This window comes from Pseudomonas umsongensis (assembly GCF_012647205.1).
GTDB lineage: Bacteria > Pseudomonadota > Gammaproteobacteria > Pseudomonadales > Pseudomonadaceae > Aquipseudomonas > Aquipseudomonas umsongensis.
This window is the reverse complement of the sequence record NZ_CP051487.1, coordinates 2,678,921-2,700,985: the sequence shown is the minus strand read 5'-3', so window position 1 is coordinate 2,700,985 and position 22,065 is coordinate 2,678,921. Positions and strand designations below refer to the sequence as shown.

Sequence of the window (22,065 nt, the reverse complement as noted above, 5' to 3'; positions counted from 1 at the left end):
ATCAAGGCTTCCCAACAGTAACGGTGGTAGCGATCGGTGCGCCCATGCCATTGGCCTTGACCTCTTCAACCTCGACCTTCGAGCGATCCGGTGCCTGGATGTGCATGCTGGTTTCGGTGCCCGTGGTGAATTCCATGTCCGATGGACTCTGGTACGGCAGGTTGCGCACGATCCGCGGGGTGATCGACAACACCAGCTCGGATTTGCTCACGTCGTCCTTGTTGCTGCCGAACAGGCGGCCGAGGCCAGGAATATCGCCAAGACCGGGAATCTTGTTGCCGGTGCTGCCATGGTCGTTGCGCATCAGGCCGGCGAGAATCTGCGTTTCGCCGTCATGCAGGCGCAGGGTGGTCTGCGCGTTGCGGGTATCGACCTGGACCGGAATCGTGCCCTGGCGGGTCGGTTCCAGTGGCGTGGCGTTGCTGACTTCCAGGGCCACCTTGATCGCCACTTCGTTGTTCAAGTGCACGGTGGGCTGCACTTCCAGTTTCAGACCGACGTCCAGGTAAGTCACGCTTTCGGTGATCACCGGTCCCTGGGTCGACGGCACCGACGTGGCGCTTATGATCGGCACGCGCTGGCCGATGTGGATGCGCGCCTGTTCGCGGTTGCTGACGCGGATCACCGGGCTGGCGAGGGTATTGATGTCCTTGTCCTGGGCATTGATCTTGGCCTGTGGCGAGGGCTGGATGGTGATCCGGCTGGAATTGATGCCCTTGAGCTGATCGAGCAGGGTCACCGCCGAACCGTCGCTGTTGACCACGCCGAAGGTGTTCGGCCATTGCAGGCCCAGGTCGAGAATCCGCTGGGTGGCGACCTCCATCACTTCCACTTCCAGCACCACTTCGGGGTTGGACTGATCCTGCGATTGCAGGAGCTTCTCGGCCATGCGCACGGCGTCACCGGTGTCGCGCATGGTCAGGGTGTTGAGGCGTTCGTCGACGAACACGTCGCGGGTCTTGAGCATGGTCTTGACCATGTTCAGCGCGGTATTGGCATCGATACTGGTCAGGTAGAAGGTGCGCATCACCAGCTCCTGGTAATCCTTGAGCTTCTGCGGCGAGTCCGGGTAGATCAGCAGGGTGTTTTCGTTCACCACTTTCTGGTGCAGCTGGTTCTGTTGCAACAGCAGTGCCACGGCGTCTTCGATGCGCACGTCGCGCACGAAGATGGTGGCTTTCATGTCCGGGCGCAGGTCCTTGTCGAAGATGAAGTTCAGGCCGGCGACCTGGGACAGCACTTCGAAGATGGTCTTGAGATTGGCGTCGCGAAATTCCAGGGTTACCGGCTTGTCCAGCTTGGTGCGCAGTTGCGGATAGGCCACCACGTTGCGGCTCTGCACCAGGCGGATATTGCCTTGCAGTTCCAGGGCGCCTTCGTTGTTGGGGTCCAGTTCGAGAATCTGCCTGACCTGACGCTCGGCGCCGTAGATGTCGCCACGGCGCAGGTCGCCACGGGCCAGTTCGAGTTTTTCATCGAGGCTGCGCATGTGTTCGAGCTGGCGCAAGGCGTCCTGGGCGCGGCGGTTGTTCGGTTCGATGGTCAACACCCGGCCGTACCCCATGCGAGCGGACGCGAAATCACGCTGGGTCCGATCCATGTCGGCCTGGGTCAGCAGCGCCGTGATCGCACGGGCACGAGCGCTGTTGAGGGCAATGTGCAGTTCGGTGTCGCGAGGGTTTTCCCGCAGGCCCTCCTCGATCCGGGCCAGGCCGGCTTCGTACTGGCCCTGTTCGATCAGCTCAGAGGCTTCTTCCTTGGCCACCTGCGCCGAGCTGCAGGCAGCCAGCCCTGCACAGAGGCAGAGGCTCATCAGCAAACGGGACTTGTTCATTGCGCGCTCCCCACAGACAAGGTCTGGGACAAATGCAGAGGCAAATAGACCAGGCTCAGTTCCAGATCGGAAATGCCCTCGATCTTCCATGTTTCGTCAATCACATCCCCTTTACGCACGACGTAGATCTTTTCGCCGTTTTGCAAAAACACTTGCAGGTCGGTGCGATCGTCCATCCGGCCGATGAACTGGAACGGCATGGGCGGTGCAGTGGGGACCTGCACCACCGGTGCAACGTTGACCGGTTGTTCGGTGACGCTGGCCAGGGTGGGTGCGGCCTTCCAGCTGCGCGCGGCGAACAGGTCGCCCGCCGGGCTCAGGTCCTTGATCGCCACGGGCGCAGCAGAGGCCTGCGCGGCTGGCAAGGCGCCGCGTTGCTTGCCTTTGACTGGCGTGGCCACAGCGGCCACTTCGACGTCACTGTCGTCAGCCTGTTTAAAGTATTCGGGCACCCAGGTCAGCGCCGCGGCCACACCGAGGAACGCCACCCAACCCACCGCACGTTTGTTGTTCATCATGACCTCGACAGGTAAAGGGTCATGCGGATCCGCCCGTTCAGGTCGGTGTCGGCGATCTTCTTGCGCGAAAGCTCCAGGTCCTCCACCACCACCGCCGGCAACTGGCCGAGCAAGGCATGCATGAAGCGCCGCAGTTGCGGGTAGCTGCCCCGCACCGGCAGGAGGATCTGATAGCGCGCCAGGTGGGTCTTGGGGTCGATGCCCAGCGAGTATTCGCCCCTGGACAGGGTGATGCGCTCCTGGGCGGCCAGCGCGTAGATCTTGTCGATGGCGACGGTGGCCTGGGGCTGGGTTGGCAATTTGCTGCGGAAGTCATCGAGCTGGCGTTGTGGCACGACCGGAGCGGCGATCGAGCCCTCCTCGACCTTGGCCAGGTATTCGCGGGCGTCCTGGGTCTGCTGGCTCAGGTGCTGCAGCGCCTGCCAGTCCGGCAACAAGCCGAACAGGCCGTAGGCCAGCGCCAGCACCAGCAGGGCCAGCCCTGCCAGGCCCGGGACGCCGAGGCTTTGCAGGTATTCGTGGACGATCAATCTAGGGATTTGCATCGCCAATCTCCCAGGTAGCCGACAAGTTGAATTGCACCGGGTGCTCCGGCACGTTGGCGACGATTTCGTGGCTGAGCAACGACACGTCGGAAAGCTCGTCGCAGGCTTCGAGGCGGCGGTGGAAGTCGAGCATGGCGTCCAGGTCGCGTGCCTCGGCGCTGATCCGCACCTGGCCCTTGCGGGCATCCGGGGTCAGGGTCAGCAAGGCAATGTTGTCGCGCGGCATGGCTTCCAGGGTGGCGAACAGGCGCTCCCAAGGGCGGCGCAACTGCTGCGAGACCTTGCGCATCTCGGCCAGGTTCTGCGCCTGCTCGCGGGTTTCGGCCGGGGTCAGGCTGACCTTGCTGCCGGTGTCGCCAGTAAGTACCCGTTGCGTGGTTTGCAGGTGACCTTGCTGTTGTTCGGCCTCACCACTTACTTGTTGTTGGATGACGATGCAGATCAGCGCCAGCACCACGCCACCGACCAGCAGGCTCCAGCCCAGGGGACTGGAGCGGCGGCGCGGCTGAAAGTCGAGCATCAGGGGGCGCATGTCAGGCCACCGTCCGGGACATGACGTACAGGCTGTCGCGTACGCTGGTCCGGCCTTCTTCGAGGGTGCGCAGCTGTACGCCTGGCACTTCAGGGTGCGAGTCGATACGCGCTGGCGCATGCAGGTAGATGTTCAGTGGCCGCTCACTGATGGAAGCCTGCAATTGGCATTCGCGACCGACCAGCGCGCTCAGTGCGGCATCGCTGTCGCTGCTGCCCACCGAGCGCACTGCCGTCCAGCGACCTTCGCGCGCCAGCAACATCACGCTGCGCACAGGTTCGGCGACCACGAACAGGAAGTCGCCGGCGTCGAAGCTTTTGTCGAAGTGGTTGAACGCCGCCATCAGGTACGGTTGCACCGAACGCAGGCGCAAGCCACGGCCACTGACCAGGGCACGCAGGCGTTCGATCAGGTCTTGCGGCAGCGCGCTGGCGATCCGGTCGTAGCCGGCGGGTTCGGCCGACAGCACCAGGCTCCAGGGTTGGTTGGCCGCCCCGTAGAGGTCTTCGAAGCACAGCTGGGCAAACCCGCGCAGTTCGTCGGGGCTGCTGATCTGCTCGCTCCAGGGCACCAGGCAAAAGCGGCTGAAGTGGCCGGAGACCACCACAGTCAACTCGGCACCGGCGCGGGCATGTTCGCCCAGCAGGCGGTCGAGGGTTTCCAGGGCGACCGTCCAGGCCATGAACCCTTCATCGATGAAGCCGACGCTGCCCAGCCACAGGGTGTCGCCACCCTGGCGTTGACCGAGGCCGACACCACTGGCGCCGAGCACGGCGACATAACGCTCACGAGATAAAAGTGACACGATTGATCTCCTCGAGAGTGGTCCGGCCTTGTTGCACCAGTTCCAGCGCCGATTCGCGCAGCAGGCGCAAACCGCGTTTGCAGGCGTGGGCCTTGATTTTCGAAATGGGTTGGCGCTCGACGATCATTTGCCGCAGCTCGTCGTCCAGGTGCAGCAGCTCGGCAATCGCACTGCGTCCGCGGTAGCCGGTGCCACGGCAATGACCGCAACCCTTGCCATGGACGAAGTGGTAGTGCGCGACCTGATGCGGGTCGAGGCCCGAGCTTTGCAGTTCTTCTTCGGTCGGTGCGTAGGGCGTGCTGCACGCGCTGCAAACCAGGCGGATCAGACGCTGGGCCAGCACCGCATTGAGCGCGGAGACCAGGCTGTAGGGGTCGATTTCCATCTGGGTGAAGCGGCCGATCACGTCGAACACGTTGTTGGCGTGGATGGTGGTGAACACCAGGTGCCCGGTGAGTGCCGATTGCACGGCGATCTGGGCAGTGTCGGGGTCGCGGATCTCGCCGACCATGATCTTGTCCGGGTCGTGGCGCAGGATCGAGCGCAGGCCGCGGGCGAAGGTCAGGCCTTTCTTTTCGTTGACCGGGATCTGCAGTACGCCGGGCAGCTGGTACTCCACCGGGTCTTCGATGGTGATGATCTTGTCCACGCCGTGGTTGATCTCGGTGATCATCGCGTACAGCGTGGTGGTCTTGCCGCTGCCGGTGGGGCCGGTGACCAGCACCATGCCGTAGGGTTCGGCAGCCAGGCGGCGCAGTTGACGCAGGGTTTCCTCTTCAAAGCCCAGGGCCTGCAGCTGCACGCCGCAGACCTTGTCGGCCAGGTCCTGCTTGTCGAGCACCCGCAGCACAGCGTCCTCGCCGAAAATGCTCGGCATGATCGACACCCGGAAGTCGATCTGCCGGCCGCTGATGCCGATCTTGAAGCGACCGTCCTGGGGCACGCGTTTTTCGCCGATGTCCAGTTCGGCCATGACCTTGACCCGGGAAATCACCTGTTCGGCGAACTCGCTGCCCTGGATCTTGCTGATGTTGTTGAGCACGCCATCGATGCGGTACTTGATCACCAGGCCGCTGCCGGTGGTGCCCAGGTGGATATCGCTGGCGTGCATCTTCAGCGCGTCGTAGAGGGTCGAGTTGACCAGCTTGACCACCACGCTCGAGTCTTCGCTGATACTGGTCAGGGACAGGCTCTGCAGGGTGTCGGTCTCGGTGTTGCCATCAGCCTGGGCGTTGAGCGATTCCACTGCGTGGAAGCTCTCTTCGTGGCGTGCCAGGTAGGCTTTCAGGTCGTCGGCATGCACCAGGTACAGCGGCGCGCCGTGCAGGCAGTCGTCGATCCAGGCCAGGCGAGCGCTGTCGAAGGGGTCGGCAAACACGCCGATGACCGCATCGTCGTGACGCAGCAGGATGAATTCGCGCTTGAGGCATTGGGCCAGGGTGACCCGGTCGAACACCGGGGTGGCTTGAAACAGGCTGTCGGTGTCGAGCACCGGGTAGTGCAGGGTCGCGCCCAGGCACTGGATAAAGGGCATGGGAGCCAGTTCGCAGAGCGCCCCGAGGGCTTCGAGCATGCGTTCGCCGGAACTGCCAGCCCGGGAGCGAGCCTGGGCCAATTGCTCACTGGTGAATCGAGTCGGTACACAATCGCGCGTTGGCACATCGACGACAAGGGAAAGACGGTCCATGGCTTGCTCTCCAACACCCGGGGCTTAGAGCCCTGTCGGCGCGGCGAGCAATTGCGGCGGATGCCGTAACCTCTTGTCGCGCCATTACTCCCCGGTGAGCAATCGTTCGTCGTCTGGCGCTGTGGAGGCCGTGTTACTTCGTCGGCGATCTGCAAGCACCCAACTACCGTCGTACAACTGCAGCGGGAAACTCTCGTTCCTGCTCTGGCGTCGTTCGACAAAGCCTTCGCTACTGCTCACACCCGCTTTGGGTTCGCGCTGGCGCCCCAGAAGGTCAAGTACTGCACGCGCCAGTTCCGCCAACGGAAACGGTTTGAACAGGATATGGCTGACTCCCAGTTGCCGGGCCCTTTCGCAAACCTCTGCGGTGGGGTGCCCCGTGATCAGCACAAAATGACACTTCCTGTTCTGGCGGACGGCATCGAGCACCTCAAAGCCTTCCATATCGGGCAAGCGGTAATCGAACACCATCACATCGGGTGCGAAATCGTCAGCTTCTACGATTCCTTGCGCACCGTCGTGAGCAATCCGGACTTCCAGCGCTTGCGCCTGCAGGTAACCCTGGAGGTTTTCCGCCAGCAGCTGTTCGTCATCGACAACCAGTACTTTGTTTAACAAGGTGGACTCCTTGAAACCGCAGATCCGAGTTCCGAACCTGGTGGAGTGCGCGTCCTTGATAGGACTAACGCACACTTCATGCCAGGCTGAGAGCCGGTAATTTTATGTATTCATGTCCTTGAATTTAAAAGCAATGCCTTTGCGTCCACATGCCCCACCCCCCAAAAGCGGGGAAAAGCGAACGGATGTGTATCGACGCTTTCCCCCACTGTTGGGGAAAGCTCATTCGTCGTCAATGCGTTCGATTCGATTGCTTGCGCGCAGCTGAGCCAGCGCCTGTAGACGTGCCTGGACCTGTTTCTGTCGGGTAAGGTAGACCCGAACCATTTCAAGTCCCTGCTCTTCTGGGACATCGGCAGCCTCCAATCGGTTCTGCAGCAAGATCAAATGCCAGCCAACCGTCGTGCGCACCGGCTCGCTGACGGCCCCTGGCTTGAGGGCAAAAGCCGCCGCTTCGAACTCCGGCAGCATGCGCCCACGGGTGAAGTAACCCAGATCGCCGCCGGCACTGGCCGAAGCGTCTTCGGAACCGATACGGGCCACACTGGCAAAATCGGCGCCCTGATCAATCGAGGTACGCATTGCCTGCAATCGTAGTCTCGCGGCTTCGACTGTGGAAGCATCCGCACCCTGAGGGACTTTGATCAGGATATGCCTGACCTGGATTTCCTCGGGCCGATTCATCTCGGCGCGGTGTTCCTCATAAAACGCCCGCACCTGTGTTTCGTCCGGCTGTTGCGCCCTGGTGAGTTCGGCAAACATCTGCTGCGCCGCCAGGTCACGACGGGTGTACTCGATGTAGGCGGCCTCATCGAAACCGGCGTCTTCGAGGCGCCGGGCGAACACCTGTGCGCCCCCCATGGCCTGGCGGGTCCGGGCCACCTGGTCTTGCACCGTGGCATCGCTGACCACCACCCCGCGCTTGACCGCTTCCTGCCAGAGCAGCTCCTTGTCGATCAGGGCGTCCAGCGCCGCCTTGCGCAGCTGTTTGTAGGCGCTGGGACTGCGAATGCTGGCGACCGCCCGGCCCTGATCCTCCAGATATTCGGCGAAATAGCGCTCCAGGCGCAGCTGGGAAATTTCCTCGCCATTGACCCTTGCTACCGCCGGGCCATTACTGGAAAACGCAGCGGGCACCCATAGGATCAATAGCACCAGCACAGTCATGAGTTTCATGTTCGGCCTCCGGATCAGGGCATGGCGGCAATAGGTTTGTAGGGGGCGACCAGATAGAAGCGCTGGTCTGGCAGGTCCACGGTGACCACATGGGCGCCGTTCAGGCCCAGGCGTCGACCCGGCCCGAAACTGATCAGCGGGGTCAGGCCGGTGTCGAAGTCATGCAGGCCTTCCAGGGCACTGATCAGTTTTTCCCGGCTGGCATCGCGTCCCGCCTGTTTCATGCCCTCGCTGAGCAACAGCATTGAACTGTAGGCACCGACCTGCAGCACCGCGTGTTCGCCACCGAGCCTCTGGCGCTCGCGCAGCTGCATCAGGGCGATGCGCCCGGTCATCGTCCAGTCGCTTGGCACGAACGGATACGCCAGGAACACCCGTCGGGAAAAATCACTGGGCACCTGCAGCAGATCCCCTGCCACCTGATTCGAGGCGGCGAACAGGTACGGCACCTGCCCCGCGGTCTGCAGCCGCTCGGCCAGGCGACTGAAACCACCACTGCTGCCCATGTAGAACACCGAGCGCGAGCCCAGTGGCAACTCGTCCTGCGCCGACTCGTAGGGTTGCAGGCGCACTTTCTGCCAGTCGTTGTCCTGCAGGTACTGCGCAAGTTTCTCGGCCGCCAGGCGTTGGCCAGGTTCGTTCGGATAGGCAATCAACGTCGGGCCTTGCAGCACGCGCAGACTGGTGGCGGCATAGTTGGCCAGCGCGATCATCTGTTCGCGCAGCCCCGGCAACGGTTCGAAAATCTGCCGGCTGGCCTGGGCCGTACCTTGCAATGACAGCGCCCCGATCAGGGGCACGCCGGCCTGTTCCAGACGCGGCGCCAGTTCGGCACCCAGCGCCGGCACCAGCGGTGCGACCAGCGCGAAAACCTGTTCCTGCTCGATCAACTGGTCCAGCGCCTGCTCGGCGCTGGCACGGTCGGGACCGGGATCCATGATGGTCAGGCGCAACTGCCGGCCATGAATCCCCCCCGCTTCGTTGATCCGCGCCACGCTGCCCCTGAGCACCGCCGCCACGGTGAGGCCCTCTTCGCCCAGCGACCCGCTGCTCGGCAGCAAGGTGCCCAGGTGCAGGCTGTCGGGGCTCAGGCCCGGATCGCGCTCATCGGCCAGGCGCTTGAGGTAGGCCGTCAGGTTGCGCTGATCGCTCATCGACAGCACGAACCGCGGCATCGCCGCGTCCAGCCGGTTGTTGCCCGGATCGCGTCCCTCCTGGACCGCACGGGCCAAAGTGCCCTCGGTATAGGCCGGGTAGGCACGCCCGTTGACCTGCTGTTGACCGTAGATACTGGTCAGCCGCGACCAGCTCAAATCCGGCGGGCGCACCCCGCCTTCCGGGCGGCCGAGGCCATCGCTGCCGTGGCAGTTGGCGCACGGCAGGCTGGTGGCCGGCAGCAGCATGCCCGCTGCCCCGATCCGGGCCATGATCGGCTCACCACTGGCCGATACTCCCTCGCGGTACAGCCGTTTGCCGGCGCTTTCACTGGGCGTCAGCGTCAACGCCTGGGTGTTCAGGCTGATGCCACCGAGAAGAAGCAGGCTGAGGATCAGGGCGTTTTTCATGGCCCGGACTCAGCGACCGGCCACGGGCATTGCCAGCAGCTGCAAGCGCTGGGCAATGCCCGTGGCCGGGGCATCGGGGCGGATCTTGCTCCAGCGCTTGTTCGCCACGTCACCGACGATCAACTGGGTGGAGTGCTGCTCGGGGGACGGTATGACTTGGCCAATGCGCCCAAGGACCAGGTCCATCTGCGCTTTGTCGCCGGTAAGAAAAAGCCAGTGGGGCTCATCGACGCCCTGCTTCAAGGTGTAAGCCTTGAGTACCGCCGGGGTGTCCCGCAGCGGATCACTGGTAAGGGAGATAAAGGTGATGCCGTCCGCCTTGTCGCCAAGCACTTCGCGCACTTGCTTGAGCTTCTGGGTGATCAACGGGCAGGCGTCCGTGCAACTGGTGAAAATCACATTGAGCAGCACCACGCGGTTGTGCAGCGCGTCGCTGTAGAAACGCAGGGTATTGCCGTTCTGGTCCTGCAACGGCGTGTCGGTGAACCAGGTCCTGGCATCGCGGGTGCCACCGGCCGGTTGCGCGGTGGCGGCCACCGTGTCGGAGGCCGGCGCCGCTTGTTCATGCCCTTCATGGGCCAAGGCCAAGGAGCTGGCGAGGCAGGCGCAGAGGCTCAGGGCGATCCAGTCGAGAAGTCTCATGGCTGATGCTCCATGGCGATGGCGGTGTGTTTGGCGTGGGCGTTGCGTTCACCGCTGAGCTTCTCCACTTGGCGGGTCAAGATGCTCGGGTCGGTGAAGCCGTAGTAGCGGGTCCAGTGGCGGCTATTGCCATCCCCGACGAGGATCAGCGGCGCATGATTCTTGAAGTCGCCACTGAAACTGCCCAGGCCCTTGAGGGTTTCGTTGACCGACTGCGTGGAGCCGGTCAGCCAGCTCCAGCCCGGACCGTTCTGGAAGGAGCGGGCATAATCGTTGAGGCGCTTGGCGTCATCGCGCTGCGGATCGATGCTGATCGACACCAGCTGCACTTCGGTGCCGACCCGTGCCCCCAGCTGTTTCTGCACCTTACCCATGATCGAGGACACCACCGGGCAGACCGTGGTGCAACTGGTGTAGATAAAGCTCATGACCACGATCTTGTCGGCCACCAGGTCTTTTTCCAGGCGCACGGTCTTGCCGTTCTGGTCCACCAGCGCGACGTCGGCGAACTTGACCTGAGCGGTCTCGGAACTGGTGCTTTTGGCGGCCATGTTGTGGCCAGCATGTTCATCGGCCGAATGGGCCAGGGCCTGGCCGATACTGGCAGTCAACAGGCAGAGCGTCAGCAGTCCGTGATGTGCGAGTCGGTTCATGTCGATGTCCTCTTCAATGAGCAATGCCGGGGGTCACCCGAACGCTGGCAAACGTCTGGTCGTCGAAATTCGCGCCCAGGGACGCCGCACGCACGTGCAGGTACCAGGCGCCTTGCTGGTCAAGGGTGACCGGGGCTTCGTAGATGCCATTGCCGACGTCCAGTGCCGCGACGTACTGGGGCCGTGAACTGGGCGCCAGGAAGTAGCGCACCTGCACGTCCTTGACCCCGCTGCGCTGGACCTTCTGTTTGCCCTGGACGATGCGAAAGCGCACGACATAAGGGCTACCCAGGGCGGCCGTGGTTTTGTCGAGCATGAACTCGACTTTCGGGATGCCGGCGACGGGGCCCAGGCTTGCGTTCGGCTCAACCACGGCGCTGAAGCAGTGGATGATGTTGGGCTGGTTGAGCAGGAACGCCACGTCGAAGCGCCCCGCCGCCGGCAGCTTGATCCGCGCGCTGTACAGCCCCGGTTCGACTTCGCGCAGGCTGCGGTCGATGACCAGCGCCGCCCGCGCCACTTGCCCGCGATTGGGGTAGCCGGACATCGGCGCGTTCATGCCTTCGGCGTAGAAGTAGGTGGTGTTGTCCACCGGGTTGACCACAAACACCGCGTTGTCGTCCCGCGACACCGCCAGGCTCGACGCCAGCGGCAAGTCGCCGGCCAGGCGCGGCGGTTGCGGCCCGGCTTCGAAGCCCTGGCTGATCGGCTTGCGGCCTTCACCGAGGGACGCCAGGTTGATCATCGTGACCTTGGGCGAGGCCAGTCCGCGCACGTAGGCATAGGCCTTGGTGAACACCACTTGATAGGGTTCGGCGGACACGTCCAGTTCATGGATCAGCGAATCGGTGGCGGCGTCGATCACCGCGGCCTGGTTCTCCAGGGTATTGAGCACGATGCCGAAACGGCCGTCGGCGCTGAAACCCATCGGGCCGAGGCCCTGCTTGATCTTGATCACCCGCCGCACCGACTGGTTCGCCGCGTCGACCACGGTCACCGTGCCGTCCTTGCCATCGGCCACATAGGCCGCGCCGGACAGTGTCGAGTACACCACCGACAGCGGGTGCGAACCGGTCTTGAGCTGCTTGGCGATGGTCAAGGTGGCGACATCGATGATGCTCAGGGTGCCGTCGTCGCGGTTGGTGACAAAGGCGAAGCGGCTGTCCTTGCTGAAGGCGATTTCGTGGTGGCCACTGCCAGTTGCCAGGTGCTTGAGGGTCTTGAGGCTGGCGGTGTCGATCACCGTGATCCCGGAGAGCTCGGCCGACGGGGCATTGTTGCCGACCCACAGCAGGCGCTCGTCCGGTTGCAAGGCCACGCGCACCGGATTGCTGCCCGCGGCCACCGAGTCGAGCAGCTTGAATTGCTCACTGTCGATCACCGCGACTTCACCCGCCGTGGGCATCGACACGAACACCCGTTTGTTGTCCCTGGGGGTGACCCAATCCATCGGCGGTTGCTTGATATCGATGCGGGTCATAGTGCTGGTGATGCCGCCCACCGAGACCGAGGGGTCGACCACCGAGACGCTGGCATCGCGGTTCATCACCATCAGGAAGTAGCTGTTGAGGTCGAGCAGCGGCCGTGCGCCGATACTTGATTTAAGGAACACCCCGACCCGCGCCTTGCAGCTCTGCTCGCGGCCTTGGGCCTGGTCAGCGGCGACGGTCTCTGGGTCGATCCAGGCGCCGGGGGCAACGCCCGCCAGCGGTTGGCCCGACGCCTTGTCGGTGACATTGAAACGCACATCGGCAAATTCACCCTCGCGCAACACGCCGTCTGCAGCCAGCGGCCGCACTTCGAGGGCCACCGACACGCCGTCACGTTCAAGCGTCTGGCCGGTCCAGGTGTCGGGCAGCGCGATGTCGCCAAGCAGGGTCGGTGGCGACGTGCGCCACACCCCGAGCCAGATCAGCGCAACCCCTACGACCAGGGCAACACTGGCGATTTTGATGGTCCTGTTCATGTCACATCTCCCCTTCAGATCTATGCCTGCTTCACCGCGTCCCCCTGTGGGAGCGAGCCTGCTCGCGAAGAGGCCAGCACATCCAGCATTGATGTGTCTGACACTCCGCCTTCGCGAGCAGGCTCGCTCCCACAGGTATTGCGTTGTTTCCCGCCCTACGGCGCCGGCTCCGGATCGTTGGTCACCCGCAACAGCCCCCACAACCCGGAGGTATTGCCGTAGGCGCCGTAGTCGCGGAACAGGTAGTCACCCGGTATCGCGTTGACACCCCCGGCGCTCGGCAGCATGAAGCTGAAGTGCGCTGCCGGCAGGACGCTCTCGCGGGCGCCGATGTACATCGACATCGGGTTGTAGCCGAACCGCACCGAACCCACCCCTGGCGTACCCATCGGATAACCACCGGTATCGCTCTTCTCTGGCTGGAACGGGTTGGTCGACCAGACGTGACCGTCAAGCTGGAAGATGGTGCCGCGACTGCCCCCGGTAGGCATCAGGATGTGCGTGCGGAACGGTTGTCCCGGTCTGGCGTACAGCACTGGCGTTTGTGGGTCACCGCCCACCAGCGCGTTGCTGTAGGCCATGTGTGCATTCACCATGTCGCCGTAGCCCGCGCCGTCGGCACGGCCGAACGGTGCATCCGGGGCCAGGCCGAAGCGGTACCACATCGGTTCGGTCTTGTAGTTGATGGCCATGCTGGAGTTGTCCTGCGGATCGTTCGGCACGCCGAACCCTTCCGCCGCAATCCCTTCCACCGGCCGACCATTGGCCCAGCGAATGTTCAAGGCTTTCTGCCAGACCATCGCAAAGTCGCGGTAGCTGGTTTGCCCAGGTGCGGTGACGGTGGCATTGACCTTGCGCGTGTCTTCCACCCAGGTGGCGCCCACCGGCAGGATGCTCATCGCCCCGGCCAGGCCTTTTTGCGACTGTTTGATCACGTCCGCCGGGGTGATGTTCAAGCCGCCGAACTCGATCGCCGTGGCGTTGATGTTGTCGACATTACGGCCCAGTTGAGTGATCGGTTTGCCTTCACGCTCCAGGTGGCCGGCGTAGTATTGGTAGGTACGGGTCGGGTAGGCCCCGCTGCTGCCGACACGCGGTGGCACGGTCTGGGTCGGGTTGGCGCCGACGTTGGTGCCGTCGGATTTGGTGATGTCGTACGCCAGCAGTTGCGCGTGCAGCCCCACGTGGCTCGACGGCCGCATCAGGTTGTTGCTGAAGGTGGTCGAACCGCTGCCGCTGTTACGATCGCGTTTGACCATGCCTTGCATCACCGCTGTCTGGGTCAGGTCCGGCATGACGCTCGGCAGCCGGTTTTCCAGGGTGATGTTGATGCAATCACCAGCCGCTGCGCGCAGCACCAGCGGTTCGACAGACACACCGGGCTTGAGCTTGCCGGTGGTTGGGTCGAGGTCGGCCTTGCGTACATACAGGATTGCGGTCGGGTCATGCAGCGGCCCGCTTTGCCCACCGATGGTGATGGTTTCACCGTCTTCAGGGTCGGTGACGGTGACCTGGGGAATGCTCACAGTCCGCGAGTTGAACACCAGGGTGCCACCGGCTGGATTCAGCGGCCCGCCCACATGCTGTCCAAGCCCCGCCGGATCACCAATGGTCAGGCCGAGCGGATTGGTCAGAATGTCGTTGGCCAGCGCCGCGACCACTTCATAATTGCGTTGCGGAGTCGGCCGGGTGCCGATGCCATTGGGGTTGGCGCCATACCTTGGGCAAACGCCGTCGAAGGCCACGGTGTTGCGCATACCCGTCGGCTTCGGATTGGTCGGCAAGGCAAACAGATCGTTGCGCTGGGTGGTGTAGTTGCGCATCACACCCCAGATCCCGCTCCAGTAGCCTTCAATCGAAGCGTCCATCGAGTACAGGTAATCCCCGGTGGTCGCAGCCGAACTGGACAGCATCGAGACCGGCGCAATGAAGCCCATCTGCTCGGAGATGCCGATCATCTGCGACGCGCGCCAGCCGGAGTTGGAGCTGTTGCCGAAACCGGAACCACTTTGCAGCCACTTCACGCCGTGCAGGGTGACGTTATGCTCCTCTTCGTGTCCGCCGGCATGCACCCGCAGCCGCACATTGTCGCCGGTGTAGGTACGCAGCATCGGGGTGAACGGATCGCCAGGTTCGGCGCCGCCCTTGTTGATGTGCGGCGGGAACAGCGTGGTGCCGCCGGTGGGGCCGGTGGCCGAGGTGATCAGGTTCGGCGCCAGGTTCATCGCCGGGATCGCACGGTCGGTACGGCTTTGCATGGCGTACGCCAGGTCGCCGCCGAGGCCGTCGGCCTGCATGCCGCGCTTGCCGTCCGGGCCGACCTTGTTCGGGTCGTATACCCGCAGGGCCAGCGGTTCGTTACGGTAGTTGACGACGAACATGCCAGGGTCATCGACCGAGATGGCTTGCGGGCATGGCCGGCTCGGGCAACCCGGAAGTATCCCGCCCTGCACTTCGATAATACCGTCCAACAGGGTACTGGCGTTGTTGCGCACTGGTGGGTTGATCGCGTAGCGGAAGCTGTCGGCGGTGGCCGGGAAGCTTTGCGCATCGGGTTTACCGTCAGGTCCGGCGCCCACGTACACGCCGGCTTCGTAGGCGTGCTGGAAGTCGCTGTATTCGAGGAAGAACTCACGGAAACTGTCGTTCTTGCCGTCGCCATCGATGTCACCGGTAGAAATCACCGCTTGCCACGAAGTCGGCCCGCCGTCCTGGCGCCCGCCGCTGTACAACGGCTCGCCGGTTTCGGCGTGGAACCAGGTGGAACCGGCAGGTTCGGCCAGCACGGTGGCGTACAGGCCAATCTGTTGGTGCGTCGATGGGCCGAGGTGGTCGTGGGTAAAGATGGTGCCCAGGCCACGGTCGACGCCTTTGGCGTTGACCACAGGGTCGACGAACCAGCGCTGCATCGCCGAACGTGCCCCCACCCAATCGGCCCGTCCAAATTGGCCGAAGTACGGGTGGTTCCTGGCTTTCGGGCAAGCCGGCGTGCCATCACGCGGGTCGCTGCCCTGGCACTGGTTGAACTCGCGGATGGCCTGGATGCGTTCTTGCACCGCGCCTGGAGAGAGTACGCCGTCTTCGTAGTTCCAGCCGTTGGACGAGCCATCGGCAGCCACCAGGTCCCACTTCGGCAGGTGAATGTGCTGGCCGATCACGTCGGTCGGCGTGCGCACCTGATAGTCGTCCATCTCATAGGTGGCCGGCACCAGGTTGGTTTGCTGGTACTGCACGCAGTCGAAGGTGTTCATGCGCATCACCAAAGGTTCTGGCGGACGCTGCTTGGTGATCACCGGCCAGGCGTCTTCCCAGAGCGCCAGGATGCGCGCTTGCGGGAAGTGGTAGCCAACCTTGTTGTACACCGCATCGAACTGGATGTTGGCCGCTTTGTAGATGCGCGGACGGTCGGCGGTGAAGCTCGAGGAGCCGATGAAAGACATGCCGTCGAGCCGCTCGCCGCTGTTGAATTCACCGGTGCCGGCGCTGCTGCTCAGGCGTTTCTGGCGGTCGTCCATGCACGGCTCGTAGAACGGCGCACCGGCCATCGGCAAGGCACCGTTGGTGCGGAAGGCCCGTGCCACGATTTGATTGCCCGGCAGCAGGGCGAAGCTTGGGTGGTCCTTCTTGGCGTGGAATGCCATGGCCGCCTGCTCGACTTCGGTGCCCTCTTCCGGCAGGTAAATCGGCTTGGCGCGGGTCACCGTCTTGGAGAAATCCAGTGACGTGGTAATGGTCTCGGCCTCGCCACCGGCAGACACGCCGTCCAGCGCATGGCGCCCCAAACCACCGTCCCAGCCACCGGACTGCGCCGGGTCAAGGTTGGCCCACAAGGCTTTGCCCGTCGCTTTCAAGGCCTGCGCCGTGGCGGCGTCGAGCATGTCCAGCGGCGGAGTCGGCGGGCGTTGACCGACCGAGCTTTCCATGCCGCCGATCCAGAATGGATAGCCAGGGTTTTTCAGCGTGCCATCGGCATTGCGGTTGGCTTCGCTGCGATCCACCAGCGCCAGGGAACCGATGGCCTGTGCACCACCGCTGCCGCCATGGTGCTCGCCGTCATCGTCGTCTTCTTCATCGTCGTCATCGTCGTTTGCGGCCACCAGGGTCTGGCCGATTTTCGGTACGACCGCAACTTTGCCAGGCATCGGTGCCATGGCTTTGCCGGGCAGCGGCACCACCGCCGGGATCGGCGTGCCGGCAACGATCTCGCCATCGGGCAAGGCGCGCGCGCCAGCAGCGGGTTTACCGCTGCGCAGGGCATAAGGCTCGCTGTGGAAACCGTCGGAGCCTTGATGCGAGACTTCAAGCTTGGTGCCTTCTTCAAACACGTCGTGCACCCGCCACATGGCCCACATGCCCTGGGCGAAGTGCGGGTAAAAGTGGCAGTGATAGATCGCATCGCCCGCTACACGGTTGCGGTTGCCCGAACCGCCGTTGGCAATTTCATAGGTGTAGCCTGCACCCGCGCCGATGCCCTGGGCGTCCACATAGTCGGAATTGTCATCGTTGGGGTTGAACAGCCACTGATGCCCGTGCAGGTGGAAGATGTGCTGTTCATGGCCGTTGTGGGTGTTGCGGAACTTGACGAAGTCACCGATATAGCTGTGGCTGACGTTGGACGGCTCTGATGGATACAGCGCCATGGTCGCCTTGACGCCCACCTGATCGGCGTTCGGTGTCTGGCCGGGGGTAATGCCTTCCAGGCCGGCGTTAGCCGGTACGTCCACCAGCATCGCCACGTCGCCGACGGTGTGGGAACTAAGGAAGAACTCTTCGTAGGCGCAGGACAGGCAATCGTGCATCGGGCCTACGCCGAGACGGTTGGCCACGACTTCTGCACCCATGCCGCCAGAGCCGTAGTTGATCATGAACGAATCGCGGGTCGGCTCCAGCACATGGGCCATCACTGGGTCAGCCCAGTAAGCCGGGAAGGCCTGGGTCGCGGCGGTTTCATCCTGGAACTGCGAGGCGAAATCGCGGAATGGTTCCAGTCGATTGGGAAGCGCCGGGTTGCGTTTGCCCAAGGCTTCCAGTGGATAGGTCGAAGGCGGGAAGCTGCCATCGGCATTGCTGCCCATGACGATCGCGTCACTTTCGCTGGAAATGATTTCATTGCCGTCGACCATATTGATGATCGGCGTGCCGGCCTTGCCTTCACGGATCCACGGCTCGCGCTGCGGGTAACGCGCCTGGTAATCGACGATCGGCTGACCGGCCGGGGTGCGGCCGGTGGTCGCCAGGCGCATTTCTTCTTCGGTCACGGTGTTGCGGTAAGTGCGCCCACCCTTGGGCACCACCACGACCTGGCCGAACAGACCGTTGGCCACGTTGCCGGCCGCACCTTCGCCACCGAAGGTTGCGCCACGGCTGCTGGCGGCGAACACCCCTTCGCGTTCGGCATACAAGGTGTAGGAGCGGCTGGCACCCGGCGCGATCAAGCTGTTGGCATTGCGTCCGGTAAATGAAGCGATGTCATCGATGCTGTTGACTGCTTGCATGCCGTTGACCTGGAAACCGACATGGCGGTCGGCGACCTGTTCGTCGACCTTGAAGTTTTCGTTATTGCCGACCTGGATGCCTTCTTCCTCACCCTCCACTTCCTCGCCACCGTCGTGGGAACCGGGGTTGGCCTGATAGGCCAGCAGGTTCTGCAGGTTGATGGTCAGGCAGTCACCGGCGGCCACCCGCAGCACCAGCGGACGCGGACGCTTGTCGGGACGCAGCGACACCTTGCCCGGCACCGCCGCACCGCCCTGTGCCAGTGAGATGTCATGGTCATCGACCACATCGCGGCGCAGGGCGAACATCATGCCGTTGACGTTCTGCGCACCAAGGCGGTTGAACATCAGCGGCTGGTCCAGCGCCACGACGTTGGCCACCAGGTTGCGTTCACAACGTGCTGCCGCTTCGGCCAGCTCGATGCCGAACATCGATGCGGCCATCAACAGCCATGGAAGGACGGATGGAGCGTGAAAAATGCCGGTCATGATCACGGGCCTCACTGTGGGTGCTCACAGGAATAATTCTCGACAAAATCCTTTGAGCAATCTGTATGCCATAAAAATTCTTTATAACTATCAGTAAGTTAGAACAGCCATTTAATTCATCGGGGGATATTCCCCATTAATTCCCCACTTTTTTGCCGGGGCCACCATCCCCCAATGTTGGGGAAACCATCCCCTGTCTGCGATCACAACGGCGCATCGGCGGCCAGTCCCTGCAGACGCCGGTATTGGTTCAAGACGTTGGGCACATAACGCTGGGTTTCGGCGAATGGCGGGATCACCCCGCCACGGCTGATGACCGCCTGAGGCCCTGCGTTATAGGCGGCCACGGCGAGGGCGATGTCGTTGTCGAACAGGTTCATCAAGCGCTTGAGATATTTGGCCCCGCCCTGGATGTTGGCCTTGGGGTCGTAGACGTTTTTCACGCCCAACTCCCGGGCGGTGTCAGGCATCAGTTGCATCAACCCGCCTGCGCCTTTGGGCGATACGGCACCCGCGTCGTAGTGGGATTCGGCCTGGATCACCGCGTGCAGCAGCGCCGCGGGCAACTGGTTGTCCATGGCGGCCTTGGAGACCAGCTCGGCATAGGGTCGCGCGGCGATCATTTGCGGCTGCCGGTCGAGGCTGACCACCGCCGCCTCGACCTCACGGACCACCCGTTCATATTGGCGGCCGGGGCGATGGACGTTGGACAAGACGTAGTCGCCCTTGGCGTCCCTGGAAACGAAGACATCGGCCTGCGCAACGCCGGCCAGCAGCATCATGCCAAGCAATCCTGTGGTGAGAGTTTTCATTGTTCTACCTCCCCTGACCTGCCCCGAAAAATGGGGGTAATGCCCCAATTGCCGGTCGTGTAGCAGCCATACGCAAGCACTGTGCCGAAAGCGCCAGGGCCCGTGGCACGGGGAGTACAGAAGGATGCCCAAGCCTTTGTCCGCCATGTGCATGGCAATTGCATAAGCCTCTATCGCGACCCTTCTGCCGAATGTGTGAGGTCATCATGAAACAGCGACATGCTTTCGCCCTGCGCACGCAGCGCGGGTTCACATTGCTAGAACTGTTGGTGGTGCTGGTGGTGCTGGGGCTGTTGGCCGGCATCGTCGCGCCGAAGTATTTCGCGCAACTGGGCCGCTCCGAAGTGAAGGTGGCCAAGGCGCAAATAGAAGGCCTGGGCAAGGCCCTGGACCTGTACCGCCTGGAGGTCGGCCACTACCCGTCGACCGAGCAGGGTTTGCAGGCACTGGTCACCGCCCCCAGCGATGAAGCCCGCTGGACCGGCCCGTACTTGCAGAAAAAACTCCCGCAGGACCCGTGGGGCCGTAACTACACCTACCGCTACCCTGGTGAAAACGGCGAGTACGACCTGCTGTCCATGGGCAAGGACGGTCAACCCGGCGGTGAAGGCGAAAACGCCGAAGTCACCAGTTGGCAATGATGGGGAATGGCGACCATGCGTTTTCACCTCAAGGCGGTAGGCAAGGCCGGTGTGGTTTCGATGACGGTCGAAGCGCCGGGCGACAGTGAAGCCCGGCGCATCGCCGAAGACCAAGGCCTGCGGGTGGTCAGCCTGCACGCCGAACGACACTGGCGGGCATTGCGCGTCAAGCAGCGTGAAACCTTCAACCTGGTGTTGTTCAGCCAGGAACTGACCACACTGCTCAATGCCGGCCTGCCGTTGATCGATGCGCTGGAAAGCCTGGCGGAAAAAGAGAATGCGCCGCAAGCCCGCAAGACCTTGAGCGAACTGGTGCGCCTGCTTTATGAAGGCAAATCGTTTTCCCAGGCATTGGCCCAACTGTCGGCGGTGTTCCCGCCGCTGTATGTGGCGTTGGTCCAGTCCAGTGAGAAAACCGGTGCCGTGGGCGATGCGCTGGGTCGATATGTCAGCTATCGCCAGCGCATGGACGAGGTTCGCCAGAAGATCGTCAGCGCGTCGATCTACCCCATGCTGTTGCTGGTGGTGGGCGGTGGCGTGGTGCTGTTCTTGATGGGTTATGTCGTGCCGCGCTTCAGCCTGGTGTTCGAAGGACTGGGGTCGAACCTGCCGTGGCTGTCGCAGATCCTGATGAGCAGCGGGATGTTCCTGCACGCCCACCAGGGCGAATTCTTTGGCTCACTGGCGACGATCGTCATCGCCCTCGCCTTCCTCCAGCGCCAACCGGCCTTTCGTCGAGGCCTGGACCGCCTGATCGAAAAACTCCCGGCGGTGCACCAGCGCATCTTCATGTACGAATTGGCGCGCTTCTACCGTTCCCTGGGGATCCTGCTGCAAGGCGGCATTCCACTCGTCACCGCCATGGGCATGGTCCGCAACCTGCTCACCCCGGCCTCCCGATTGCGCCTGGACCAGGCCTGCGAACGGGTGCGCGAGGGGCAGTCGTTGTCGACGGCGCTGGAACTCAATCACCTGGTGACCCCGGTGTCCCTACGCCTGCTGCGCGCCGGCGAGCAGTCCGGCAACCTCGGACAGATGATGGAGCGCAGCGCCGACTTCTACGACGAAGAAATCAGCCGCTGGATCGAATGGTTCGTGCGCCTGTTCGAACCCTTGCTCATGACCTTCATCGGCCTGTTGATCGGGGTCATCGTGATTTTGATGTACATCCCGATATTCGAGCTGGCTTCCAGCATTCACTGAGCCCTCTGGGACGGGGCCTGGCGGTTTGTTGCAGGATTTATCAACGTTGCACCGAATAAAATTTCAAGTTGAGGTGTTAACCGACGTACCTACTGGATTTTCCCGACCGAACGAAGCAGCACGCGGCATGGTTTATCAACGTTGCAAATGAAAAAAGAAGACGGAGATCGATATGCACATGAACAAGCTTTTGTTGGCTGTGGCTATTGGCGCAGTTCTGTCAGCGTCTACCGTACTGATTCCGGACAACTTGTCGGGGGTTTCGAGCGCTCAAGCTAAAGAAGGCGGTAGTGGTGGCGGCGGCGGTGGCCACGGTGGAGGTGGAGGTGGAGGTGGCGGTCACGGCGGCGGCAGTGGCGGTGGCGGCGGTCACGGTGGAGGCAGTGGTGGCGGCGGCGGCGGTCACGGTGGAGGCAGCGGTGGTGGTGGCGGCGGTCACGGTGGAGGCAGTGGTGGTGGCGGCGGTGGTAATGGCGGTGGCCACGGCGGCAATAGCGCCGGCAGCGGTCATGGCGGCAGTGACCATGCTTCGGGACATTCCGGCAGCACAGCCTCGAACTCCGGCCGCAGCGGCACCCATGCCGAACCGGGTGACGACCATGGCGTTCATCAGGCCGGGCATGACGACAAAGGCGTTCACCGCTCCGGCGAGGTAGGCGACGACCATGGCGTGCACCGTGCCGGCGAAGTCGGCGATGATCGCGGCCTGCATGCCGCCGGCGAGCCAGGTGACGATCGTGGCGTCCACGTCGGTGGCGAACCGGGTGACGACAAACGCGTCAACTGACCTGCTTCACCCCCTGTAGGAGCGAGCATGCTCGCGATAAACGTCCAGACAACGGGTGCATTCAGACAGCCCGCGTCATCGTTGACGTCCATCGCGA

General features: G+C 63.1%; 17 protein-coding genes. 3 read left to right on the top strand and 14 right to left on the bottom strand.

Going from position 1 to position 22,065, the window contains the following annotated elements:
- Nucleotide 1: 1 nt before the first annotated feature.
- The 14 genes from HGP31_RS12405 to HGP31_RS12340 all read right to left on the bottom strand — a co-directional run bounded on the left by HGP31_RS12405 (nucleotide 2) and on the right by HGP31_RS12340 (nucleotide 19,337).
- Complete coding sequence (locus HGP31_RS12405; RefSeq protein WP_168757845.1) at nucleotides 2-1,834, bottom strand: secretin N-terminal domain-containing protein; 1,833 nt, start codon at nucleotides 1,832-1,834, stop codon at nucleotides 2-4.
- Entirely contained in the window at nucleotides 1,831-2,349 is a 519-nt protein-coding gene (locus tag HGP31_RS12400) for a hypothetical protein (protein WP_020796386.1), read from the bottom strand. The genes HGP31_RS12405 and HGP31_RS12400 overlap by 4 nt, the downstream gene beginning before the upstream one ends.
- Entirely contained in the window at nucleotides 2,349-2,897 is a 549-nt protein-coding gene (locus HGP31_RS12395) for a GspMb/PilO family protein (protein ID WP_020796385.1), read from the bottom strand. Before HGP31_RS12395 ends, HGP31_RS12400 begins: the two co-directional genes overlap by 1 nt.
- The gene (locus tag HGP31_RS12390; RefSeq protein ID WP_168757844.1) at nucleotides 2,884-3,429 is read right to left on the bottom strand and encodes a pilus assembly protein; all 546 of its coding nucleotides are present in this window, start codon (nucleotides 3,427-3,429) and stop codon (nucleotides 2,884-2,886) included. Before HGP31_RS12390 ends, HGP31_RS12395 begins: the two co-directional genes overlap by 14 nt.
- A 1-nt stretch (nucleotide 3,430) precedes the next feature.
- Nucleotides 3,431-4,234: a hypothetical protein gene (locus HGP31_RS12385; protein ID WP_033042924.1), complete on the bottom strand. Its 804-nt coding sequence runs from the start codon at nucleotides 4,232-4,234 to the stop codon at nucleotides 3,431-3,433.
- Nucleotides 4,215-5,921: a GspE/PulE family protein gene (locus tag HGP31_RS12380; protein WP_168757843.1), complete on the bottom strand. Its 1,707-nt coding sequence runs from the start codon at nucleotides 5,919-5,921 to the stop codon at nucleotides 4,215-4,217. The genes HGP31_RS12385 and HGP31_RS12380 overlap by 20 nt, the downstream gene beginning before the upstream one ends.
- A gap of 84 nt (nucleotides 5,922-6,005) precedes the next feature.
- A complete protein-coding gene (locus HGP31_RS12375; RefSeq protein ID WP_042955259.1) occupies nucleotides 6,006-6,539 on the bottom strand; it encodes a response regulator in 534 nt (177 codons plus the stop codon).
- A gap of 222 nt (nucleotides 6,540-6,761) precedes the next feature.
- A complete protein-coding gene (locus HGP31_RS12370) occupies nucleotides 6,762-7,715 on the bottom strand; it encodes a peptidylprolyl isomerase (protein WP_168757842.1) in 954 nt (317 codons plus the stop codon).
- Between the two features lie 14 nt (nucleotides 7,716-7,729).
- Nucleotides 7,730-9,280 (bottom strand): cytochrome c/ABC transporter substrate-binding protein, encoded by a 1,551-nt coding sequence (locus HGP31_RS12365; protein ID WP_168757841.1) that lies wholly within the window; start codon nucleotides 9,278-9,280, stop codon nucleotides 7,730-7,732.
- Between the two features lie 9 nt (nucleotides 9,281-9,289).
- Complete coding sequence (locus HGP31_RS12360) at nucleotides 9,290-9,922, bottom strand: SCO family protein (protein WP_168757840.1); 633 nt, start codon at nucleotides 9,920-9,922, stop codon at nucleotides 9,290-9,292.
- Nucleotides 9,919-10,575, bottom strand: coding sequence for an SCO family protein (locus HGP31_RS12355; protein WP_083348787.1), 657 nt, complete (start codon nucleotides 10,573-10,575; stop codon nucleotides 9,919-9,921). Before HGP31_RS12355 ends, HGP31_RS12360 begins: the two co-directional genes overlap by 4 nt.
- Nucleotides 10,576-10,588: 13 nt before the next feature.
- The gene (locus tag HGP31_RS12350) at nucleotides 10,589-12,541 is read right to left on the bottom strand and encodes a YncE family protein (RefSeq protein ID WP_168757839.1); all 1,953 of its coding nucleotides are present in this window, start codon (nucleotides 12,539-12,541) and stop codon (nucleotides 10,589-10,591) included.
- Between the two features lie 155 nt (nucleotides 12,542-12,696).
- Nucleotides 12,697-18,525 (bottom strand): manganese-oxidizing multicopper oxidase MnxG, encoded by a 5,829-nt coding sequence (mnxG, locus tag HGP31_RS12345; protein WP_168757838.1) that lies wholly within the window; start codon nucleotides 18,523-18,525, stop codon nucleotides 12,697-12,699.
- A gap of 203 nt (nucleotides 18,526-18,728) precedes the next feature.
- Nucleotides 18,729-19,337, bottom strand: a complete 609-nt coding sequence (locus tag HGP31_RS12340; RefSeq protein WP_033044659.1) for a lytic transglycosylase domain-containing protein — start codon at nucleotides 19,335-19,337, stop codon at nucleotides 18,729-18,731.
- 206 nt (nucleotides 19,338-19,543) lie between these two features.
- Between HGP31_RS12340 and gspG the strand changes: the two genes are divergently transcribed.
- The 3 genes from gspG (at nucleotide 19,544) to HGP31_RS12325 (ending at nucleotide 21,968) form a co-directional block, all read left to right on the top strand.
- Nucleotides 19,544-19,978 carry a type II secretion system major pseudopilin GspG gene (gspG, locus tag HGP31_RS12335; protein WP_020796371.1) on the top strand — a complete coding sequence of 145 codons (435 nt, stop codon included), beginning with the start codon at nucleotides 19,544-19,546 and terminating at the stop codon, nucleotides 19,976-19,978.
- A gap of 15 nt (nucleotides 19,979-19,993) precedes the next feature.
- The gene (locus HGP31_RS12330; protein ID WP_083350142.1) at nucleotides 19,994-21,181 is read left to right on the top strand and encodes a type II secretion system F family protein; all 1,188 of its coding nucleotides are present in this window, start codon (nucleotides 19,994-19,996) and stop codon (nucleotides 21,179-21,181) included.
- 172 nt (nucleotides 21,182-21,353) lie between these two features.
- Complete coding sequence (locus HGP31_RS12325) at nucleotides 21,354-21,968, top strand: hypothetical protein (RefSeq protein WP_168757837.1); 615 nt, start codon at nucleotides 21,354-21,356, stop codon at nucleotides 21,966-21,968.
- Nucleotides 21,969-22,065 lie beyond the last annotated feature (97 nt).

What these genes read in the sequence shown, in the direction of transcription:
- HGP31_RS12405 (WP_168757845.1), bottom strand. Translation starts at nt 1,834, where the DNA reads ATGAACAAGTCCCGTTTGCTGATGAGCCTCTGCCTCTGTGCAGGGCTG.
- HGP31_RS12400 (WP_020796386.1), bottom strand. Translation starts at nt 2,349, where the DNA reads ATGAACAACAAACGTGCGGTGGGTTGGGTGGCGTTCCTCGGTGTGGCC.
- HGP31_RS12395 (WP_020796385.1), bottom strand. Translation starts at nt 2,897, where the DNA reads ATGCAAATCCCTAGATTGATCGTCCACGAATACCTGCAAAGCCTCGGC.
- HGP31_RS12390 (WP_168757844.1), bottom strand. Translation starts at nt 3,429, where the DNA reads ATGCGCCCCCTGATGCTCGACTTTCAGCCGCGCCGCCGCTCCAGTCCC.
- HGP31_RS12380 (WP_168757843.1), bottom strand. Translation starts at nt 5,921, where the DNA reads ATGGACCGTCTTTCCCTTGTCGTCGATGTGCCAACGCGCGATTGTGTA.
- HGP31_RS12370 (WP_168757842.1), bottom strand. Translation starts at nt 7,715, where the DNA reads ATGAAACTCATGACTGTGCTGGTGCTATTGATCCTATGGGTGCCCGCT.
- HGP31_RS12365 (WP_168757841.1), bottom strand. Translation starts at nt 9,280, where the DNA reads ATGAAAAACGCCCTGATCCTCAGCCTGCTTCTTCTCGGTGGCATCAGC.
- HGP31_RS12360 (WP_168757840.1), bottom strand. Translation starts at nt 9,922, where the DNA reads ATGAGACTTCTCGACTGGATCGCCCTGAGCCTCTGCGCCTGCCTCGCC.
- HGP31_RS12355 (WP_083348787.1), bottom strand. Translation starts at nt 10,575, where the DNA reads ATGAACCGACTCGCACATCACGGACTGCTGACGCTCTGCCTGTTGACT.
- HGP31_RS12350 (WP_168757839.1), bottom strand. Translation starts at nt 12,541, where the DNA reads ATGAACAGGACCATCAAAATCGCCAGTGTTGCCCTGGTCGTAGGGGTT.
- mnxG (WP_168757838.1), bottom strand. Translation starts at nt 18,525, where the DNA reads ATGACCGGCATTTTTCACGCTCCATCCGTCCTTCCATGGCTGTTGATG.
- HGP31_RS12340 (WP_033044659.1), bottom strand. Translation starts at nt 19,337, where the DNA reads ATGAAAACTCTCACCACAGGATTGCTTGGCATGATGCTGCTGGCCGGC.
- gspG (WP_020796371.1), top strand. Translation starts at nt 19,544, where the DNA reads ATGAAACAGCGACATGCTTTCGCCCTGCGCACGCAGCGCGGGTTCACA.
- HGP31_RS12330 (WP_083350142.1), top strand. Translation starts at nt 19,994, where the DNA reads ATGCGTTTTCACCTCAAGGCGGTAGGCAAGGCCGGTGTGGTTTCGATG.
- HGP31_RS12325 (WP_168757837.1), top strand. Translation starts at nt 21,354, where the DNA reads ATGCACATGAACAAGCTTTTGTTGGCTGTGGCTATTGGCGCAGTTCTG.